The following is a 19,791-nucleotide window of genomic DNA, read 5'->3' on the forward strand; positions in this document are numbered from 1 at the left end:
TTTTATTATTGTTTTTGATAAATTTAATTTACTCACATTTTCATGTGAAGATTTTATTTTATTTTTTCTAAAATATTGACAAAACCTGCGCTACCTAAGCCGCCATTATGCTGTAAAGCTAATCTTGCTCCTTCTACTTGTCGAACCCCCGATTGTCCTCGTAGTTGTTGAACTAACTCTGTAATTTGTGCCAATCCCGTTGCACCTAACGGATGTCCTTTCGCTAGTAGCCCTCCTGATGGACACACAACAACGTTACCCCCGTATGTATTATTACCATCAAATATAAACTGTTCAATTTCATCATCGCGACATAAACCCAGTGCCGCATAGGTGATTGCTTCATTACTGGTGAAACAGTCATGAAGTTCAATTACATCTATATCTCCTGGTGCAACACCCGCATCTTCATAAGCAAGGTCAGCTGCATTTTTGCTTAATGCTTTAAAGGTTATATCGAGTGGATCGCCAGTAAAGTAATCGGCTTTGTCGCTACACCAGCCCATGCCTTTGACAACCACTTGGATAGGTAAGTGGTTTTTCTTAGCAAAATCTTCACTACACACAATGACAGAAGCGGCACCACAACTAGGTGGACAGGCAAAAAATTTCCTTAAACCTTTGTAAATAGGGGGCTTTGATAAAATATCGTCTTCAGTTAATGGTGTTCTAAATATTGCCATAGGGTTATGCTCAGCATGCACTCGAGATTTCATGGTAATGCGTGCTAGAGCTTGTTCAGATACATTATAGTTATTCATTAATAATTCAGCTTGACAGCCGAACATTTGCACTGCAGGGGGTAAATCACGTTCAGCAGCTGGCAAATTCATTAAATCAGCTAAGGCAGTATTATGACGAAGTAATGGGCTAGGGCGGTCAGGAAACACCATTTCAATGGCACCAGGGTTCATTTGCTCAAAGCCTACTGCCATCACACATTCAGATTCTCCGTATTTCACTGCTTTTACCGCTAAAGCAAACGCGGTAGAGCCACTAGCACAGTTGTTATTGACATTAGTAATAGGAATGCCAGTGATACCTACCCGATAAAGTGCTGCTTGACCCGAACAACTGTCGCCGTAAACATAAGAGGCAAATGCTTGTTCAATTTTTTCATAACCAATACCTGAATCAGTTAGCGCGGCTTGTGCGGCATTTGCCCCCATCACATCATAGCTATCGCTTTGACCAGGTTTTTTAAATGGCACCATTCCAACGCCGCAAATCACTACTTTTCTAGTCATAATAATTCCTATTTAATAGTTATTAGTTAACGTTACGGGCAGAAGTTGACCAATACTGTTTGCGAATGTCCGCTTTAAGTACTTTGCCTACAGTGCTACGGGGTAAGTCAGTAACAAAATCAACAGATTTAGGTGCTTTAACACTACCTAACGCTTTTTTAGTTAGTGTGATCACTTCCTCTTCTGAAAGAAACTCACCAGGTTTTAACTGAATAACTGCTTTAACCGCTTCACCCCATTTTTCGTCGGGAATACCAACAACAGCACACTCTTGTACGGCTGGTTGTGAGTTGATGAATTGTTCAATTTCATTAGGAAAAACATTGAAACCACCGGTAATGATCATGTCTTTTTTTCGATCAACAATAGTGATATAGCCATCTTTGTCCATAACACCTACATCACCAGTGTGAAGCCAGCCATCAATTTGTACTTCAGCTGTTGCTTGGTCATTTTTGTAATAACCCGGATTAACTAAGTTACTTTTCACACAAATTTCACCCGCTTCACCTTTAGGTAATGCTTGGTTATTATCATCCATTATGGCGACTTGGTTCATTACACAAGGACGACCAACACTGGCTAAACGTGATTCGTTAATTGAACCATCTGCATTCATATAATCCCAAGGGGCTTTGGCACAAATAGCCGCAGGCGCTTCAGATTGTCCAAATGCTTCAGTCATTACTGGGCCGAAAACGTCAATTGCTTCTTTTAATTTAGACAATGACGTAGGGGCCGCACCAACAAGGAAATGTTGTAGTGATGAATAGTTATAATTTCTCACATTCTCATGAGCCAACATCATATACATAACGGTTGGAGGCAAGAAAAAATGGGTGATTTTTTGAGCTTCAATGGTGTTTAAAATACCTTCTGGATCAGCAGCTGCCATCATCACGTTTTTACCACCACGGGCAAAATGTAAGGCACCAATTAAGCCTGCGGAGTGGGTCATAGGTGCAACCACTAAATGACAGGTGTTATCGTAATAGTTAAAATGACTATAAAAATTAGTAAACATGGTTTCAATCGCCTTGTGTGACATGATCACACCTTTTGATTTACCTGTCGTGCCACCTGTTGGGAATATCGCGGCGATATCGTCAGGCATTTCATCACCTATTTGATGAAAATCATCGGCGTCGAACATCCAATCTGCTAATTTTTCGCCTTCAACATCTGTGCTATTAATACAGACAATATGTTGTAAATTTGGTGTGTCAGCAGCAATAGCACGTGCTTCTTTCTCATAATTTGAATGATATAATAATAAATCACCATCAAAGCGGGTTAGCAAGTCAACATTGATATCAATAGGGTTACGAGGGTTGATAGGTAACCATATTGCTTCAGCTCTGAAGATACCTAAAAGTACTTCAAAAGCAATATTTGAATTTGGTCCTAAAATACCAATTTTAGATCCTTTACCAAAACCCTTTTTATGAAGGGCGCTGGCTACTTTATGTGAAATTACAAGCGCTTCTTCATAGGTGGTATTTGCACCATCAGCTAAGTCATGAAAAGCAACATTGTCAGGGTATAGGGTAGCACCTTGGTCAAAAAAATCAATAACTCTCATGGTTAGTCCTTAAATTGTTTCTAGTTTCATTGAACAGAAACCAAAGCCTTCTAAAGCACCGTAAAGTTCACGATGACCGACGACTTTACAAGGTGATTGGAAACCCACATTATTTGGACCTTTACCGATCAACGTTTTGGCGATAAACGCTTGAACTAATCCTGTTTGGATATAAGCACTGTGGCCAAGAATGGTGCAACACACTTGTGATTTAGGACCTGTACCATAAACACGGTCAACTAAGCGATGAATATTGCGGTTTTCACGAGGTGGCATACTGGGAGTGATACTGGCGGCGATAGCATCTAATTGTGCTTCTTGTTCTTCAAGAGGTAAGTCTTTGATGTTGCTGTTGTAATTGGCTGCTATATCCATAACAGCGCGCATCAGTGGGCGATTAGTAAAACCTGTTAATGAAGTAGCGGTATGAACACGAACATCGTTGGCATACCAAAGAGGAAGGCTACCGCCGCCCCATGGTAAAGCCATAATAGTCGCATTAAAACCCGGAACAGTAACCTCATGACCGTGGGCCATAGGGTCTTGAATCTCAACAAGATGATTGTTCTCAAGCCAATGCTGTTTGTTTCTACACATATCCATGACGGTTTGTGTTGAACCCACAGTTGGTACACCTGTTGGAATACAAGCCGCATTGATTGAATCAATCGTAGAGTCTTCTAAACAGAACTCAGCAGCAATATTACCTACTGCGTGCATATAAGATGTGGATGGTGCTAATACCAAGCCTTTTTCTGCAAATGAATCACTATAAATATCACGCATCTCCATCATCCACGCTTGTTCACCTGTGGTGTCAAGGTAATGACATTGTGCGGCAAGACAAGCTTCAACCACAGTACTTCCAAAACGGGAAAATGGGCCTACGGTATTACAAACCACTTTAGCGCCTGAGAAAAAATTAGTTAATGATTCTACGTTATGCGCAACAGTTTGAATTTCATAATCAGCGGTTTCAATGCCTGGTACTTTAGCCATTGCTTCTTCAATTTTGGCTCTGTTACGGCCAGCGGCAATGAAAGGAATTTGATATTCGCGTAAAAATTCACAAATTAAACGGCCAGTGTAGCCACTTGCGCCATATACGATTACTGGTTTTTTGTTCATTGTCTTAATCCTATTTTAAATAGTTTGTTATTAATATGAGTGTTATTTTTAGCCATTACGCGCTATAAATTCTTTACTTAGCCATCTAGCAGCTTTCAACCCTAGAATGTTATTTTCACCGTCTGCAATTTGGGCGGTTCGTGCATCACGGAATAATTTTTCGGTGGGGTATTCTTTGGTTAAGCCATTACCACCAAGAATTTGAATCGCTTCGCTGGTCACTTCAACACAAGTATCGCTAACAAACGTTTTACTGGTAATAGAGGCTAAAAGGTGTGGGCCCTTGGGGCCGTAGTTATAAGCAAAAACACGCAGTGCTAATGCACGACAAGCTTCTACTTTTTGCTGCATTTTGAATAGACGTAACTTAACACTTTGATGTTCAATAATGGCTACACCCCCTTGTTTTCTTTCATGTGCATAAGCAAGAGCGTGTTCGTAAGCTGCACGGGCTACACCAGTAAATGAAATTCCCATTTCCATGTTACCGAAGGTTAAAGCGCCAATAAAACTTGGGAAAGCACTTTCTTTATCGGCAATAACGTAACTCATCGGTACACGAACTTCATCGAAAAACACTTCGCCTTGACACAATGAACGCATGCCCATTTTATCTAAAGGCTTACCTTTTGATACTCCTGGTAAGTCAAAAGGGACGAGTACGGCGATTTGATTTAATGAACCATTTTCTTTATATACACCGTCGCCGTAATCACAAGGAAGATAACAAAGTCCACATTCTGCAATGGGTGTGGCAGAGACCCAAGCAGAAGACTGACCGGTAATAACTAACTCATCACCATCGACTCTCGCTACGAGATTTCCTTTGTTTTGTTTGCCCCCAGGATGGATTTCAGTGCCTTCCATATCTACTATTTCAGAGCCTTTATCAGGTTGTGTTGCTACCCAACAGCCTCTTAACTTACCAAAGCGTTCAATTAATTCAGGGTTGCCAGTATTATAGGCTGCAAAGGCTGGGAATTTTAACACCATGGATGTTAATGCTAATCCGCAATCACCCCAGGCTAATTCTTCAAAAATAATAGGGATAATACGTGCTTTTTCGTCATCGCTCATACCGCCAATAGCTTCTAAATCTAAGATGCCTGATTCATCCATTTTTTTTATGTAATCCCATAAAGGAGACTCTGGAGCGATAACATCCTCAGCTGACATTTTATCCAAGTTTTCGCCAATAGGGCGCATAACTTCAGCAGCAAAACGGTGAGCTACATCTTGTATAGCTAACTCTTCTTCACTCATTACTGCATCAAAACCTGTTAACCCAAGGTTTGGGTTCATAACTTTTTCGATATTAAACATATATTCACCTATTGCATTAGCGTTAATCTTTCTAAGTGCAGCTAATTTTTTTTATGTTTATACCTTATGCTTAAGTTTGCCGTGCAATATCACCCTAAAGGGTGATATTGGTAAAATAGTTAAAATTATTTTTTTATATGTTTTTTTTCAATAGTTTATTCTTTGTGTTTATTTTTGTATTAAGTGGTTTTTTGTATTTTTGTTGTTTTTATCACCCGTGTTATAAGAGACTGATAAAGAATAATGACTAGCCGTAGGTCACTAAAAATTGAATGCCATTTCAAAAGTTCTACATAAAAAAAAGCGACTTACGCAATAACGTAAGTCGCTTTTTTATCATTCAACGTTGAAATAAAATGAAATAGGTCTAGGTAATAAGGCCCATACCACTTAATAACCCACCATCAATTTGATGAACTGAGCCATTCATATAGGATGCTTGATCTGATGCTAACCAAATGACAAAGTTAGCGACCTCTGCTGGAGTAGCGCCTCTACCTAGTGGGATCATTGCGTTAAACCCATCAACTTCTTCTTGAGCAAGCGCGTTGTTTGTCATGTCTGTCACAATATAACCAGGGCATATTGCTACACACCTAATACCCTTGCGGCTATATTCTAACGCAGTCGTTTTAGTTAACCCGGTTACACCATGTTTGGCTGCAACATAAGGTGAAAGAGTTCCCATACCGACTAAACCGTCAACTGAAGCAGTGTTAACGATAACCCCACTGCCATTTTTAACCATTTCAGGAAGTGCAGAACGAGTACAATTGAAAACACCGGTTAAATTAATAGCAATAACTTTATCCCACATATCATTACTGGTGTCTGTTATTACCGCTCTATCGCCAGAAATACCAGCGTTGTTAAATATTATATCTAACTTACCAAAAGCTGAGACAGTTTTAGCTACCATGTCATCACAAGCTTTCGAATCTGCAACATTAGTCATAATAGAAATGGATTCACCGCCAGCCTCCGCTATACGTTTTGCGGTTTCAGCTAATCCTGCTTCATTAATATCAGCTAAGCCTACTTTTGCACCATTTTGAGCAAATTGAATTGCACTTTCACGACCTATACCGCCTGCTGCACCTGTTACAATAGCGACTTTTCCTGTAAATAATCCCATATCAACCTCGTTTAATAGTTTTTTTTTGATCATTCTTTTCATCAAAATCAGCATATCATTGAAGAATTATCGTCTAATCACCCTAAAGGGTGATTAGATCAAATGTCTGCAGTGGTTAACTCTAATAAATGAATTTTTCAGTTATTAAAAGATAACGTTAAGGTAGACATAATAGTGAAGTTGAGTTTTAAACCCCTATTAGTATTAATCGTTGTTTTTCGCCAACAGCGTGTAGTCAAAATAGTATTATAGCGCTGCGAATACTCCATTAGTAGTAGCATTTGATCATAATAATATTGAATACCAAATAATAGTTCGCCGCGAAACGAAAACTCTCATTTGGACGATACCAGTAAGTAAAGTAAATACAAAATTTATTACAAGAAATTGATTTGCAAGATAAACCATTTAAAATAAAACATTCCGGAGTTTAAATATGAAATTATCATTACATAAAACCTTTAGTACACTCGCTTTAACATCTGCGCTTGTTGGATTCACGACTCATGCAGTTCAGACTGACACGTCAGCTGAATTTTTTGCTGATAATGGCAAGGTAACAACACCTGAATCTTACCCAACGAATGAAACATCACATCAAATGTTGAAGAATCAAGATTTGGTTGGCGTTAATAAATTTCTACATAAAAGAGACTTATCACCTACAGATAATCAACCTGTCGTTCGTATGAACCGCGATACTTATTACTCTCTTGCTGTTATTGATGTATCTAAAGGGGCAACAATAACTATACCTGAAATACCAAAAGGTAAATATGTATCGGTACAACCGGTGACAGAAGATCATCGTACTCAAGCTATGGGCTATGGTGCTGGTAAATATTCGCTATCAACGCATACCGGGACTCATCTTTATGTTGTCATTAGACTTGATTCATCGATATCAGCAACAGACGCAAGAGCCATTCAAGATAAAATGGTTATTTCGGCAAAATCAACCAACGCATTTACCGCAGCGCCGATAAACAAAAAATCATTTACAGAAGTTGAAGACGCACTAAAAGCACAAATGGGACCCATGGTAAAACGTGATGGTATTAATGCTCTAACGGGTATGTTTACCGACCCTCGTGATAGTTCTAAAGAATTATTTACCCAAGAAAAGTATCAAATTGGCGCGGCAGTTGGTTGGGGCGGCGCGCAAATGAAAGACAACATTTATGAAGTATCAGGTAATTACCCTGCCGATAAATGTTATCAAGCTACTTTTGAAGATCCAAAAAACAAAGCCTTTTGGTCATTCACGGTATATAACAAAAAAGGATTTATGTTTAACGACTTAGCGAACCTAAATACAAATACCGCGACAACAAACGCTGACGGAACTTATACGCTCAGTTTTGGTTGTGGTAGTGACGCCATTAACAATATCAAAACATCGAATCCTTCAGGGGTATTTAACTTAGCCGTTCGTCATTATATGCCGTCAGATAGAGTTAAAAATGATGGCTATCGTTTATTACCTTTAGTAAAAGCAAAGTGATTGAACACTTATATAGTTAATACATGGTGCTCAGTGCTAGTGGCTATTATTAGCTAGCAATAAAGTAACATAGAAGAGTTAAGGTCTATTTAATAAGCCTTCACTTTTTTTACAAATAGTTATTTTGATAAAATAAGGCGTAACCAATGAAGTAAACATTAATCACAATATTATTAGTTATTTCAAGTGCATCCGTTTTAGCATCCGAGCTAAAGGATGAACCAAAAAGTGATGAAATGTAGCTAGTAGTAAGCCATAGGTTTATTCGCTGATATTTATCAAGAGAACAAGTGGGCATGAAAACATTACGAAACGAATCTATAAGGCTCTCTAAATAAGTAGTTTAATAACTACTGCTTGCATATGGATCAGAGGTTAGTGAATAATTAATCAAAGTCACTTAAAAGGACAAAAAACAATTGGTTTTTGTAACTTCGACGCTTATTTTAACCAACTATTTTTAGCCTCTTAATAAGACGTTAGGCATAAGCCAATAATTTTAACCATATATTATTAGAAAAAATCCATAATATATGGTTATGCGATGAGTATTTATAATTAGTGTAGTTCTCCTGACGCTAGTGTATTAGATGGAAGCTTAAAGTAACAAATGTCGCCACTTCCTCCTTGTTTCCTCCCCATTGCCCCACCAAGAGAATCAATTATCTTTGAACATAAAACATAATCAATTGCTTTATCTTCTTCTTGATTTTTTCTATTTACAGTATGACTATCCTCGACTTCAAATACTATATTGAACTTATCATGATACAGTCGAATATTTACATCACAGCCTTCAGCGGTATTGTCAATTGCATTTTTTGTGAGATACATTATCACTTGTTCAATTTGGCTCGGAACATATAGGTCTTTTGTATTGGGATTTAATGACTCTTTTATGATGATATTACTCATTTTAGCTTTACTTGCGCCAATTAAAAGCTGTCCTGAGATCATTGAATGTAAAGAATGATTTTTTAGTGATGAATCATGTAAATGATTTGATAATTCTAAATAACTCATCACATAGTTTAACGTACTGGTCAATTTGGTTTTTGCCTTTTTGCACAGTATGCTTGAATGAGAATGTTCCTCTGTTGCTATTGCATTTTCTAATAAAATATCGTTGATAGTTGATAGCACATAGATAGGGTTGTATACATTGTTAACAACACTATTAATGATTGTTTTATAGTCATCTAATGCTTTTCTTTCTTGTTTAATTTTATGATCATTAAAAATTAACTTTTTTAATTTTAGTGAAAAAATATCATGATCTATTGGCTTTATTAAAACATCATCGGCGCCATCGTGGAGAAATTTAATTGCACCATTTCTACTTCCTGTTATACCAATAAAAATAAAATCTCGAGTTGGAAATGTATTTTTAATTTCCTCCATTAATTGGCAACCATTTTTATTGGGCATTTCATAATCTAGAATAATAATATTGATAGATTCTGATTTTGTTAAAAACGCAATAACATTATCGGGATTGTGTTCGTTATCGTTTTTTAAAAAATCTTTCGTCAAATTGTGGGTAATAATAGAGGTATCAACTCTAGAATCATCGACTACAAGCACGTGCTGAGACTGATAAATTTGGTACTGGCTGATAAAACCGTAAATTAATGAAATTAATTTTGGATCTGAGGCATTAATTATCAAGTCGATATTATTTGACTTTGCTGTTCGTTCCATCTCGAAGTTAGATTGGTCTGTGATTAATATTACGGGGATGTCATTTTGCGCTTTTAGCTGGATGATGTGCTCTTCTGAAATATCTGAATCATAAAAAATAATAAAATCTGTACATTCAATATCACCAATGAAATAACTAAGGGAGCTACTACAGGTAATAGCTTTGCATGAGCCTAATTTTTCTTTTTTGATAATTTTGGTTAATGGAACGCTAAATTGTTCAGGCAGATTAACCAATGAAATCTTAAGTATGTCCACGACGACTCCTTTCTTGTGATGAAATATAACTTAATTTATGCGTGTTAAATGCACTCCATAATTGTTAATGCTAGTACATATTCTCATTTTTAGTATCTTGATTTGAAAAAAAAATTGATTTTTTTCTATAAACATACTAAGCGTTAGATTTATATCATGATTACTTGGATGGAAATTTTATCGAATAATACCTGAGTCCTTGCTCGTCATACTATTCACGCCACATTCAAAAATTCCGCTACTCTAAAGGTTAGCGGAATTTTTGCTTTATCGAATATTGTCGAGAAAACCCAGTGATCTTTAGTCGCGGGGTAGTTCACGTCATTAATCTGTGGGGAAGCTTCTATTGGTGGTGATTCAGGAACATCCACCGAACTTTCGTCACTATTCCCACCTCCACCTCAGTTCATGAGTAAAGCTAAGACTAGGATGAGCATCAAAATTCTAGGTTTTGTCATCATTTATCCTTATTTCAGTGAATGCCAATAAGGTCTGAATTGGCTAGAAATAATGGTACATCTTTGTTCACTCAATCTATTCGTATAACATGTACCGCTATTTTTATAGTTAAAAACCAATAGGGTAAATTTATCTTGTTCACTTTTTGTTATGTTTTTTGCAATGTGCGAAATAATAATTTATTAATATTTGTCGTTTGTAGTAGGAGAAGGGAACGTTGAAATCAAAGGCAAGGTGAATGTTTTAAACCTGTTTAAGTAGATAAAAATGCGAAATAGTATGCTGTTTAATGAACTATCTCGATAACAATCAATTTATTTAACTAACCTGAACTCTGGATAATGAGTGCTTGATATTTAAGCGAAGAGACTGATTTATCTTATAAAACAAAGGTATAACAAGGTCAAGGTTGCTATATCCACTATCAATGTTTCATTCTATTCTATTATCAAGGCAAAACGTTTATGAATAGCTGGCTATTTATCGACGTTTTAACGCTGAGAATGGGATAAAAGGGAATGTTGAGCAAGTGCTGCTTATCCAGAGTTCAGGTTATTTAAGCTTAACTCAGTTTAAGGGATAGTTAATATTATGGATTATATAACGTGCACAAAAGTTAGCTTAACGATAAACTTCTGTAATAACCCCTTGTTAGGAGTATTTCATGGACGCTATTGAATTATTATTACAACGACAATCAACAGCCGTTTTAGGTGATCCCGCACCTAAAGCAGCAGACCTGAACATTTTATTGTCAGCAGGCATGCGGGTTCCCGATCATGGCGGACTAAAGCCTTGGCATTTTCATGTTATTAGTGGACAAGGCTTACAGCGTTTAAGTGAACTTTATGTTGAAGCGACAACCGAAGATTTATCTAGTATGGCTGGTTTAATAGAAGGTACCAGTATCGATGAGCATGCCTTAAATGATAAAATTGCTAAAGTCGCTAAAATGCCATTTAGGGCGCCGATGATCATTGTTATTTCAACAGACTATGTTGAACATAATAAAGTACCACAGCAAGAGCAACTAGTTGCTGCTGGTTGTTGTGCACAATCAATGCAAATGGCTGCATTTGCATTGGGTTATGGAGCCATGTGGCGTACAGGTACTTTGGCATACAATGAAACGGTTAAGAAGGGGTTAGGTATGGCTGAGGGTAATGCTATCGCCGGATTTTTGTATATAGGTACCCCCACTAAAGTTGCCAATAATAAGCCAGCGAAAGATTATCAAGATAAAGTAACTTATTGGAAATAATATACCCGTCACCAATCAAGATGCATGTTTCAGAGTGCTTGAGCAATTTCAATTCAAGGCGCTGTGATGAAATAATGGTTATTCAGGAGAATTGCTCCTGCATTCTCTAACAAGCTACATCCATGTAGCGTCCTTATTTCATCACAGCAACGATGAAGTGATGTTGCTCAAGCGCTTCTTTGATGGGTTTAAAATCACTTTATACCGCGTTAAATAATCAAACCATAGAATGACTATGTTTAAATTATTTTACTTGCCTAAAGTGATTTTAATTCCCACTGAAATCCTGCACTTTGAATGGTAACGGGTATATACTGTTTTAAGTGTTAAATCACAGGCAATAAAAAAGGCGACTCTATGTCGCCTTTTCTGTGTCTAACGTATTAACATAAACCGAGTGTTAAAATGCTGCGTTATTTGGTGTTCTTGGGAATGGAATTACGTCACGTACGTTTTGCATACCTGTTGCATACGCTACTAAACGTTCAAAACCTAAACCAAAACCAGAATGAGGAACAGTACCGTAACGACGTAAGTCTCTATACCAACCGTAATCAGCAATATCTAAGCCCATTTCTTCTAAACGGCTATCAAGTACATCAAGACGTTCTTCACGTTGGCTACCACCAATTATTTCGCCAATACCTGGCGCTAAAATATCCATAGCAGCAACCGTTTTACCGTCATCATTTAAACGCATGTAGAAAGACTTAATATCTTTAGGGTAGTTTTGTAAAACTACCGGTCCATTAAAGTGCTCTTCAGCTAAGTAACGTTCGTGCTCAGAGTTTAAATCTACGCCCCAAGACACTTGGTTTTCAAATTTCTTACCACAGTTTTCTAAAATAGTAATAGCATCAGTGTAATCAAGGCGAACAAAGTCGGTATTGATTACAGAGTTTAAACGGTCAATAACAGTCTTATCTACACGTTGTTGGAAGAAAGCCATATCATCAGGACGCTCTTCAAGTACCGCTTTAAATACATATTTAAGCATTTCTTCTGCTAAGTCAGCAGCGTCTGATAAATCAGCAAAAGCGATTTCAGGCTCAACCATCCAAAATTCAGCTAAGTGACGGGTAGTATTAGAGTTTTCGGCTCTAAATGTCGGACCAAAAGTATAAACCTTTGATAACGCGTTACAATATGTCTCTACGTTTAACTGACCAGATACCGTTAAAAACGTCTCTTTACCAAAGAAGTCTTTGTTGTAGTCAACTTTACCTTCGTCATTACGTGGTAAGTTTTCCATATCTAGAGTACTTACACGGAACATCTCGCCAGCCCCTTCACAGTCACTACCTGTGATAAGTGGAGTACTGATCCAGAAATAACCTTTACTATGCAAGAATCTATGAACCGCTTGCGCTAAACAGTTACGAACGCGTGTTACCGCACCGCCCATATTGGTACGTGGACGTAAATGTGCCTGCTCGCGTAAAAATTCAATACTGTGACGCTTAGCAGCCATAGGATAAGTATCAGGGTCTTCAACAAAACCTAACACTTCAACCTCAGTTGCTTGAATTTCGAATGCTTGTCCTTTACCCGGAGATTCAACCAAAATACCAGTTACTTTTACTGAACAGCCAGTGGTTAGTTTAAGAACATCGCTTTGATAATTGTCTAGTTCATTAGGCACAATGGCTTGAATAGCATCAAAACATGAACCATCATGCAATGCTAAAAATGAAATACCAGCTTTCGAATCACGACGTGTTCTGATCCAACCGTGGATGGTAATGCTCTCATTAACAGGGAAGTTACCTGCTAATACATCAGTAATTGATATAACTGACATCTAATGACCTCTTATTCTTATGTAATTGATTGAAATTGCGCTATACCAAGTTAATTCAGCTATTCCTGATTCACCCTAAGTGAAGGATTAAGTTAAACTCATTGGTATTATGCGAAAAATGGAGTGATATGTTACCGTGACAAGGCGTAAATGCAATGCTTAATTGCAATGAAAAATAACAAATAGTGCTCAATAGCAATAAATAACCTTTAAATGGATGAAAACAACGGTAATGAGAGACAAGAGTGGTGAACATAACAAGGGAGAGCGACAAGTTGACCGGAGAAAAACTACTGACGTGTGGAGTTATATCCAAACAGTGCTGGCAGTAACGAGTTGGTTGCTTTTTTTAATCGCTCTGATTATGTCTTATTATGCCGCACCTGATAAAGATTATGGGGTATTACGTTATTATGACGTAGAAATCCGTCAGTTTTGGTTAACCCCATTAACAGGTTATCTCTATATTCTTTTATGGCTTAGTGCTGTGGGCAGTTATTTAGCACTCATGACGGATAAATATCGCAGTCGACGCCGCAGTGACAATCCTCATTTCAATTTAATGTTCTTATTGGCCATTAATCTTTTTTGGTTAGTGTATATATTAGTAAAGGTACATTAAGCATTATCAGAACCATAAAAACCCGGGATTTGTTATCGTGATCAATTAAGGTAATAAATTAAAGTAATCACTAAGCACAATTAGCTAAAGCAATCATCTTCATCTAATACCGTTGCGATGGCATTTACCAAGGTAGTTAATTGTTCCGTATTAATGATTAATGGCGGAATAATATAGATTAACTGGCCAAAGGGTCTGATCCAAACACCTAATTCTACGAAACGTTTTTGTATCTGCGCTACGTTGACGCTTTCTTTACATTCAATTGCACCAATGCTTCCAAGCACACGAGCATCTTTAACCCTTGCATGTGTTGTTAAAGGTTTAAGTAACCTATTAAGCGTACTCTCAATGCCTTTAACTTGAAATTGCCAATCATTTTCAAATAATAAATCAATGCTCGCATTCGCTACAGCGCAAGCGAGAGCATTGCCCATAAAAGTAGGTCCATGCATAAAGCAACCTGCGACACCTTCACTAATAGTTTGTGCAATGTGTGTAGTACACAAGGTTGCCGCTAGCGTGATATAGCCACCCGTTAAGGTTTTACCCAGACACATGATATCGGGATTAATGCCTGCCCATTCACAGGCAAACAGTTTACCGGTTCGTCCAAAGCCAGTAGCAATCTCATCGACTATCATTAAGACATCATATTTATCACAGAGTGAGCGACAGGCCTTTAAATACTCAGGGTGATAAAAACGCATACCACCGGTACCTTGCACTATTGGCTCAATAATAAACGCGGCTATTTCTTCATGATGCACTGCAAATAAAGCAGATAGCTCGGTAACATCATCATTTGACCATGTTTCACCGAACTTTATAGAAGGTGCGGGAGCAAAGAAGTGCTGCATTAATACCTGTTCAAATATTTGATGCATACCGGTAACAGGGTCGCAAACCGACATGGCAGCGAAAGTATCACCATGATAACCATTTTTAACGGTAAGTAGCTTTGTTTTGGTTAGCGTTGTTTTATTTTTTTCAGCAACAGCATGTTGATACTGCAAGGCCATTTTCATCGCTACTTCAACACTAACTGAACCTGAATCAGACAAGAATACTTTATCTAAACCTTCTGGCGTTAAACGAACTAGCTTTTCACACAAGGTAATTGCACTTTTATGGGTTAAGCCGCCAAACATCACATGGGACATTTTTGCCGCTTGCTCTTGCAGTGCAGCATTTAACTTAGGGTGATTATAGCCATGTAAAACAGACCACCATGAAGACATACCATCAATGAGTTGTTCACCGCTGGCTAAATTGATTGTTACCCCTTGGGCACTGTCAACCAAATAGCTTGGTAGTGGCTCTGACATTGAAGTATAAGGGTGCCAAACGTTTGCTTTATCAAAACGAAGGAGTGAATTTTGCTCAGACGGACTTATGGCTGTATGTTTATTGTTCATTTGTTAACTAAAGTGCTCATTAATCGTTGACATCATGCTTAGTCTGGCTAGACTACCCGTTAAGTTCACTAGATGCAATTGGGTTTTATGTCAGATTTAAGTAGTACAGCAGCCGACTTATCAACAGTACAGTCACAGGCACAATCGTTAAATTCTATCCTTCGTCATAATTGGAATTTGAAAGAAGTCAATGCACTATTTGCTATGCCTTTTAGTGATCTAATGTTTAAAGCACAAACGATACATAGAGAAAACTTTAATCCTAATGAAGTACAAGTCAGTACCTTATTATCGATTAAAACCGGTGCTTGCCCAGAAGATTGCAAATACTGTTCACAAAGTGCACGAAATAAAACTGACTTAGAAAAAGAAAGTTTATTAGCCGTTGAAAAAGTACTTGAAGCGGCGCAAAGAGCTAAAGAAATGGGTTCAACTCGTTTTTGTATGGGCGCTGCTTGGCGTAATCCTAAAGAACGTGATATGCCTTATGTTCTTGATATGGTCAAAAGTGTTAAAGCACTTGGTATGGAAACCTGTATGACGTTAGGTATGTTATCGGAAGATCAAGCTGACCAGTTAAATGGTGCTGGCTTAGATTATTATAACCATAACTTAGATACGTCTCCTGAGCATTATAATCAAATTATCACGACGCGTACCTTCCAAGATAGACTTGATACATTGACTAATGTTCGCAGTGCTGGCATGAAAGTGTGTAGCGGTGGTATCGTTGGTTTAGGTGAAAAAGCGGTTGATCGTGCATCATTATTAATACAACTTGCTAATTTAAGCCCACAACCTGAAAGTGTGCCAATTAACATGTTAGTTAAAGTTGAAGGTACACCTTTAGCCAATATTGATGATTTAGAGAGTTTTGACTTTATCCGTTGTATCGCTGTGGCTCGTATCATGATGCCACATAGTCATGTGAGATTATCTGCTGGTCGTACGGCGATGAACGAACAGATGCAAGCCATGTGTTTCCTTGCTGGCGCAAACTCAATATTCTATGGTTGTAAACTACTTACTGCAGAAAACCCTGAAACTAATCAAGATATTGCTTTGTTTGAAAAGCTTGGCATAAATACTGAAACTGTCGTCGGCGATACTGAACGTTCAGACAATATTGTTAAAACAGCCATTGCTGACCAACAACACAGTGACCTATTTTACAACGCATCAGTGTAACTTAGTCTAAAACCAGACAATAACCCTCGTGATAAAGTGCTAGTGGTTAAATCCGCTAGTACCTTGTTAAACGCAAACGTTTAGGTAGAACTTCATTTATGAGCTTTGATTTTATTCGACATGATGTCAAAGAACAAAAAACTAAGTCTCGATACCGTCAGTTGGTTTGTAATCGTACCGCAAGCCAAGGTAAAGAAATCATCGTAAATGGAAAGTCATACCTTAATTTTTCTTCCAACGATTATTTAGGTTTGAATAATCATGTTGAAATTAATAAAGCGTTACAAGAGGGGGCCGACAAGTTTGGTGTTTGTTCCAGTAGCTCTAGTTTAGTTACTGGCTACCATTATGCCCATCAAGCATTAGAAGATGATGTTTGTCAGTGGTTAAACAAACCTAAGTGCCTGCTTTTCTCTAGTGGTTTCGCCGCTAACTTAGCATTATTTCAAGCGCTAGGAAAAAGTGAAGAAAGCCATTTCTATCTAGATAAATTGAGTCATGCATCAATGATTGATGGCGCTTATCATAGCAAGGCAAAAGTTAAACGTTTTAACCATAACAATATTGACCACTTAACCAAATTACTAAACAGTTCTGGTGAAAACGCAACAGACTCTCCTAATAAATTAATAGCCTCTGAAGGTGTATTTAGTATGGATGGTTGCCAAGCTAAAGTGTTAGAGCTTGCGCATTTAGCAACATCTCAACAGGCTTGGCTTTATTTAGATGATGCACACAGTATTGGTGTCGTTGGTAATGAAGGTCAGGGCAGTAATTACTTTGCAGACATAGATATAACTATGGCAACATTGGGTAAAGCCATTGGCACCAGTGGCGCATTTTTGACTTGTAATGAAGACCTACATGAATATTTAGTTAACTTTTCTCGCCATTACATATACTCTACAGCAATATCTCCGGCCATCGCTTGGGCTACCAGAAAAAGCATCGAACTTATTCAAAAGGAGCATTGGCGTAGAGAGAAAATCAGTGAATTAAGCGCATTATTTAGTGAACAACTAAGTCAAGAAGTTGAGTTAGTTGCCACACAATCTTCAATTCATGCCATAATAATCGGCGATGAGAAAAAAGCACTTAGCATAAGTGATAATCTCAAAAAACAAGGTATTTGGTTAACAGCAATAAGACCGCCAACGGTTGCAATTAACAGCTCAAGATTACGCGTTACCATTTGCGCAAACCATAATACTAAAGATATTAAATACTTAGCAGAATGTATCAATAAGGCTACCGCTTAATGGTTCAAACAGAACAAGATAATGTAAACCGAGTAAAAATTGGTAAAAGCTTTGGCTCTGCCAGTAAATCTTATGACGTTTCAGCAAGGTTACAACGTTTTTCGGGTAAACATTTAATGCCTTGGTTACCCAACCGTAACGATCTGACCGTGTTAGATTTAGGCTCAGGCACGGGTTTTTTTACAGACTTGTTAGCCGGCTCTTATAACCAAGTTATTGGTTTAGATATTTCAAATGAGATGCTTCACTTTGCTCAAGAACACCGTAATAAAAAAATATTATGGTTAGAAGGCGATGCTCATAAAATACCACTGCAAAATAACAGCATAGATTTTATTTATTCTAATTTAGTGATTCAATGGTTTGACCCTCTCGATGATGCCATCACCGAAATGTTGAGGGTATTAAAGCCAGGTGGATTACTTATTTTTACCACTTTAGTTGATGGTACATTACACGAATTGAAATCTTCTTGGAAACAAGTCGATGATGATCAACACGTGATTGACTTTAAAACGGTGACTGAACTCAATACGTTATTCAATAATGAAAAGGGTAAGTTGATAGAACAAAAGTGCCAAGATATTATTTTAGAATATCAAAATGTAATTCATTTAGCGCGCGAGTTAAAAGGTTTAGGTGCTAATCATTTGGCACAGAAAAAAAATAGAGGTCTGTCTGGAAAAGATAAATGGTTTAAAATGACAGAGCACTATCAAGATTTTCTTGAGCCTAGCGGTATTTACCCTGCAACCTACCGTTTATTTTCTGGTTTAGTGGTTAAGTTAAATAATTAGTCACTTATATTACAACTAACATCATTCAGATAAGTAAAACTTCGCCGCATTCTCTATTTTTATTAGCCTTAGTTAGTTTGTTATATAACTAAGGCAATGTAATAGTTCCCAACTATTATTCAAGACAATTTTTTTAATAACCGTTTACTAAACCATTAATTAAGAAATAAATATGAAACAATTTTTTATTACGGCAACAGATACCGATGCAGGTAAAACGTTTGTTAGCTGCGCTTTAATTCATGCGTTAACTCACCACAATAATACTCTTACCAATGAAGGGCTAAAAGTTGCGGCGTTTAAACCCATTTCTGCCGGTTGTGAATTAGTCGATGGTCAGCTTATTAATGAAGATGCAAAATTACTCTGTGAATTTGCTAACTGCGCGCAAAGTATCAGTCATATCAATCCAATTTCCTTTGAAGAGCCGATTGCACCTCATATTGCTGCTAAAAAAGTAAACCAAGAGATTACTCTTGCTGATATACATCATCATTATCAACAAGTTAAATCACTGAACGCAGATATTACTTTAGTGGAAGGTGCTGGTGGATGGCGATTACCATTAGGTCCTATAACTATTAAATCAACCCTAACTGCTAGCATCGATAATAAAGAACCGACTTATCAATTTCTATCAGACTTTGTTAAAATTACAAACCTCGACGTTATTTTAATCGTCAATATGAAGTTAGGTTGTTTAAATCATGCGTTGTTAACGTATGAAACAATTAAGGCTGATGGGGTAGAGTGTATCGCTTGGATTGCAAATTGTGCATCTAACGGTTCTATGAATAATTTGGCAGAAAACATTGCTGAGTTAGAACAACTTTTACCTATACCAAAAATCGCCCAGTTTGATTTTATTGCAGATGTAGATGAAGAGGGGAATGACGTTTCTTTTTATGAAAAAATTAATGTTGCTGCAAAAAAAATTAATTTAGCAGTGTTGCTCCAATAACGCTGTGTGGATTTATATTTATAAAATTTAAGTAACTCATCCTAAATGAGTGAATAATAAAAGTATCCACTTTTCCTTTAGTAGATCATTAGAAGGTTAATGATCAATCTAAGTTTAAATTTAAACGCCGGCCCAAATTTAACGGTG

At 37.4% G+C, this 19,791-nt stretch carries 15 protein-coding genes; 7 read left to right on the plus strand and 8 right to left on the minus strand.

Features of this window, described 5'->3' with window-relative positions; all coding sequences use genetic code 11:
- Positions 1–53: 53 nt before the first annotated feature.
- The 5 genes from CXF71_RS11180 to CXF71_RS11200 all read right to left on the minus strand — a co-directional run bounded on the left by CXF71_RS11180 (position 54) and on the right by CXF71_RS11200 (position 6,448).
- Positions 54–1,247: a thiolase C-terminal domain-containing protein gene (locus CXF71_RS11180; protein ID WP_101233028.1), complete on the minus strand. Its 1,194-nt coding sequence runs from the start codon at positions 1,245–1,247 to the stop codon at positions 54–56.
- Positions 1,248–1,269: 22 nt separating this feature from the next.
- Complete coding sequence (locus tag CXF71_RS11185; RefSeq protein ID WP_101233029.1) at positions 1,270–2,829, minus strand: class I adenylate-forming enzyme family protein; 1,560 nt, start codon at positions 2,827–2,829, stop codon at positions 1,270–1,272.
- Between the two features lie 9 nt (positions 2,830–2,838).
- On the minus strand, positions 2,839–3,957 hold the full coding sequence (locus CXF71_RS11190) for a saccharopine dehydrogenase family protein (protein WP_101233030.1): 1,119 nt from the start codon (positions 3,955–3,957) through the stop codon (positions 2,839–2,841).
- A 48-nt stretch (positions 3,958–4,005) separates the two neighbouring features.
- Complete coding sequence (locus CXF71_RS11195; protein WP_101233031.1) at positions 4,006–5,280, minus strand: acyl-CoA dehydrogenase family protein; 1,275 nt, start codon at positions 5,278–5,280, stop codon at positions 4,006–4,008.
- 367 nt (positions 5,281–5,647) lie between these two features.
- On the minus strand, positions 5,648–6,448 hold the full coding sequence (locus tag CXF71_RS11200) for an SDR family NAD(P)-dependent oxidoreductase (protein WP_157826741.1): 801 nt from the start codon (positions 6,446–6,448) through the stop codon (positions 5,648–5,650).
- 403 nt (positions 6,449–6,851) lie between these two features.
- Between CXF71_RS11200 and CXF71_RS11205 the strand changes: the two genes are divergently transcribed.
- On the plus strand, positions 6,852–7,919 hold the full coding sequence (locus CXF71_RS11205) for a DUF1254 domain-containing protein (protein ID WP_101233033.1): 1,068 nt from the start codon (positions 6,852–6,854) through the stop codon (positions 7,917–7,919).
- Positions 7,920–8,477: 558 nt separating this feature from the next.
- Here CXF71_RS11205 and CXF71_RS11210 read toward each other — a convergent pair.
- Complete coding sequence (locus CXF71_RS11210) at positions 8,478–9,878, minus strand: response regulator (RefSeq protein ID WP_101233034.1); 1,401 nt, start codon at positions 9,876–9,878, stop codon at positions 8,478–8,480.
- A 1,123-nt stretch (positions 9,879–11,001) separates the two neighbouring features.
- On the opposite strand from CXF71_RS11210, the gene CXF71_RS11215 reads away from it, so the two are divergent.
- A complete protein-coding gene (locus CXF71_RS11215) occupies positions 11,002–11,598 on the plus strand; it encodes a nitroreductase family protein (RefSeq protein WP_101233035.1) in 597 nt (198 codons plus the stop codon).
- A gap of 400 nt (positions 11,599–11,998) precedes the next feature.
- Here the strand turns inward: CXF71_RS11215 and asnS are convergent, their stop codons facing one another.
- Positions 11,999–13,399 carry an asparagine--tRNA ligase gene (gene asnS, locus CXF71_RS11220; RefSeq protein ID WP_101233036.1) on the minus strand — a complete coding sequence of 467 codons (1,401 nt, stop codon included), beginning with the start codon at positions 13,397–13,399 and terminating at the stop codon, positions 11,999–12,001.
- A 232-nt stretch (positions 13,400–13,631) separates the two neighbouring features.
- Between asnS and CXF71_RS11225 the strand changes: the two genes are divergently transcribed.
- Complete coding sequence (locus CXF71_RS11225; protein ID WP_101233105.1) at positions 13,632–14,021, plus strand: hypothetical protein; 390 nt, start codon at positions 13,632–13,634, stop codon at positions 14,019–14,021.
- Between the two features lie 80 nt (positions 14,022–14,101).
- Here CXF71_RS11225 and bioA read toward each other — a convergent pair whose 3' ends face one another.
- Entirely contained in the window at positions 14,102–15,439 is a 1,338-nt protein-coding gene (gene bioA, locus CXF71_RS11230; RefSeq protein WP_101233037.1) for an adenosylmethionine--8-amino-7-oxononanoate transaminase, read from the minus strand.
- A 204-nt stretch (positions 15,440–15,643) separates the two neighbouring features.
- On the opposite strand from bioA, the gene bioB reads away from it, so the two are divergent.
- From bioB to bioD, 4 genes are all read left to right on the plus strand, one after another.
- Positions 15,644–16,627 carry a biotin synthase BioB gene (gene bioB / locus CXF71_RS11235; protein ID WP_232771455.1) on the plus strand — a complete coding sequence of 328 codons (984 nt, stop codon included), beginning with the start codon at positions 15,644–15,646 and terminating at the stop codon, positions 16,625–16,627.
- Between the two features lie 98 nt (positions 16,628–16,725).
- On the plus strand, positions 16,726–17,886 hold the full coding sequence (locus tag CXF71_RS11240; RefSeq protein WP_101233038.1) for an aminotransferase class I/II-fold pyridoxal phosphate-dependent enzyme: 1,161 nt from the start codon (positions 16,726–16,728) through the stop codon (positions 17,884–17,886).
- Positions 17,886–18,683: a malonyl-ACP O-methyltransferase BioC gene (gene bioC, locus CXF71_RS11245; RefSeq protein ID WP_101233039.1), complete on the plus strand. Its 798-nt coding sequence runs from the start codon at positions 17,886–17,888 to the stop codon at positions 18,681–18,683. The genes CXF71_RS11240 and bioC overlap by 1 nt, the downstream gene beginning before the upstream one ends.
- A gap of 172 nt (positions 18,684–18,855) precedes the next feature.
- Positions 18,856–19,644: a dethiobiotin synthase gene (gene bioD, locus CXF71_RS11250; RefSeq protein WP_101233040.1), complete on the plus strand. Its 789-nt coding sequence runs from the start codon at positions 18,856–18,858 to the stop codon at positions 19,642–19,644.
- Positions 19,645–19,791 lie beyond the last annotated feature (147 nt).

Source organism: Colwellia sp. 12G3 (assembly GCF_002836775.1).
Taxonomy (GTDB): Bacteria; Pseudomonadota; Gammaproteobacteria; order Enterobacterales; family Alteromonadaceae; genus Colwellia.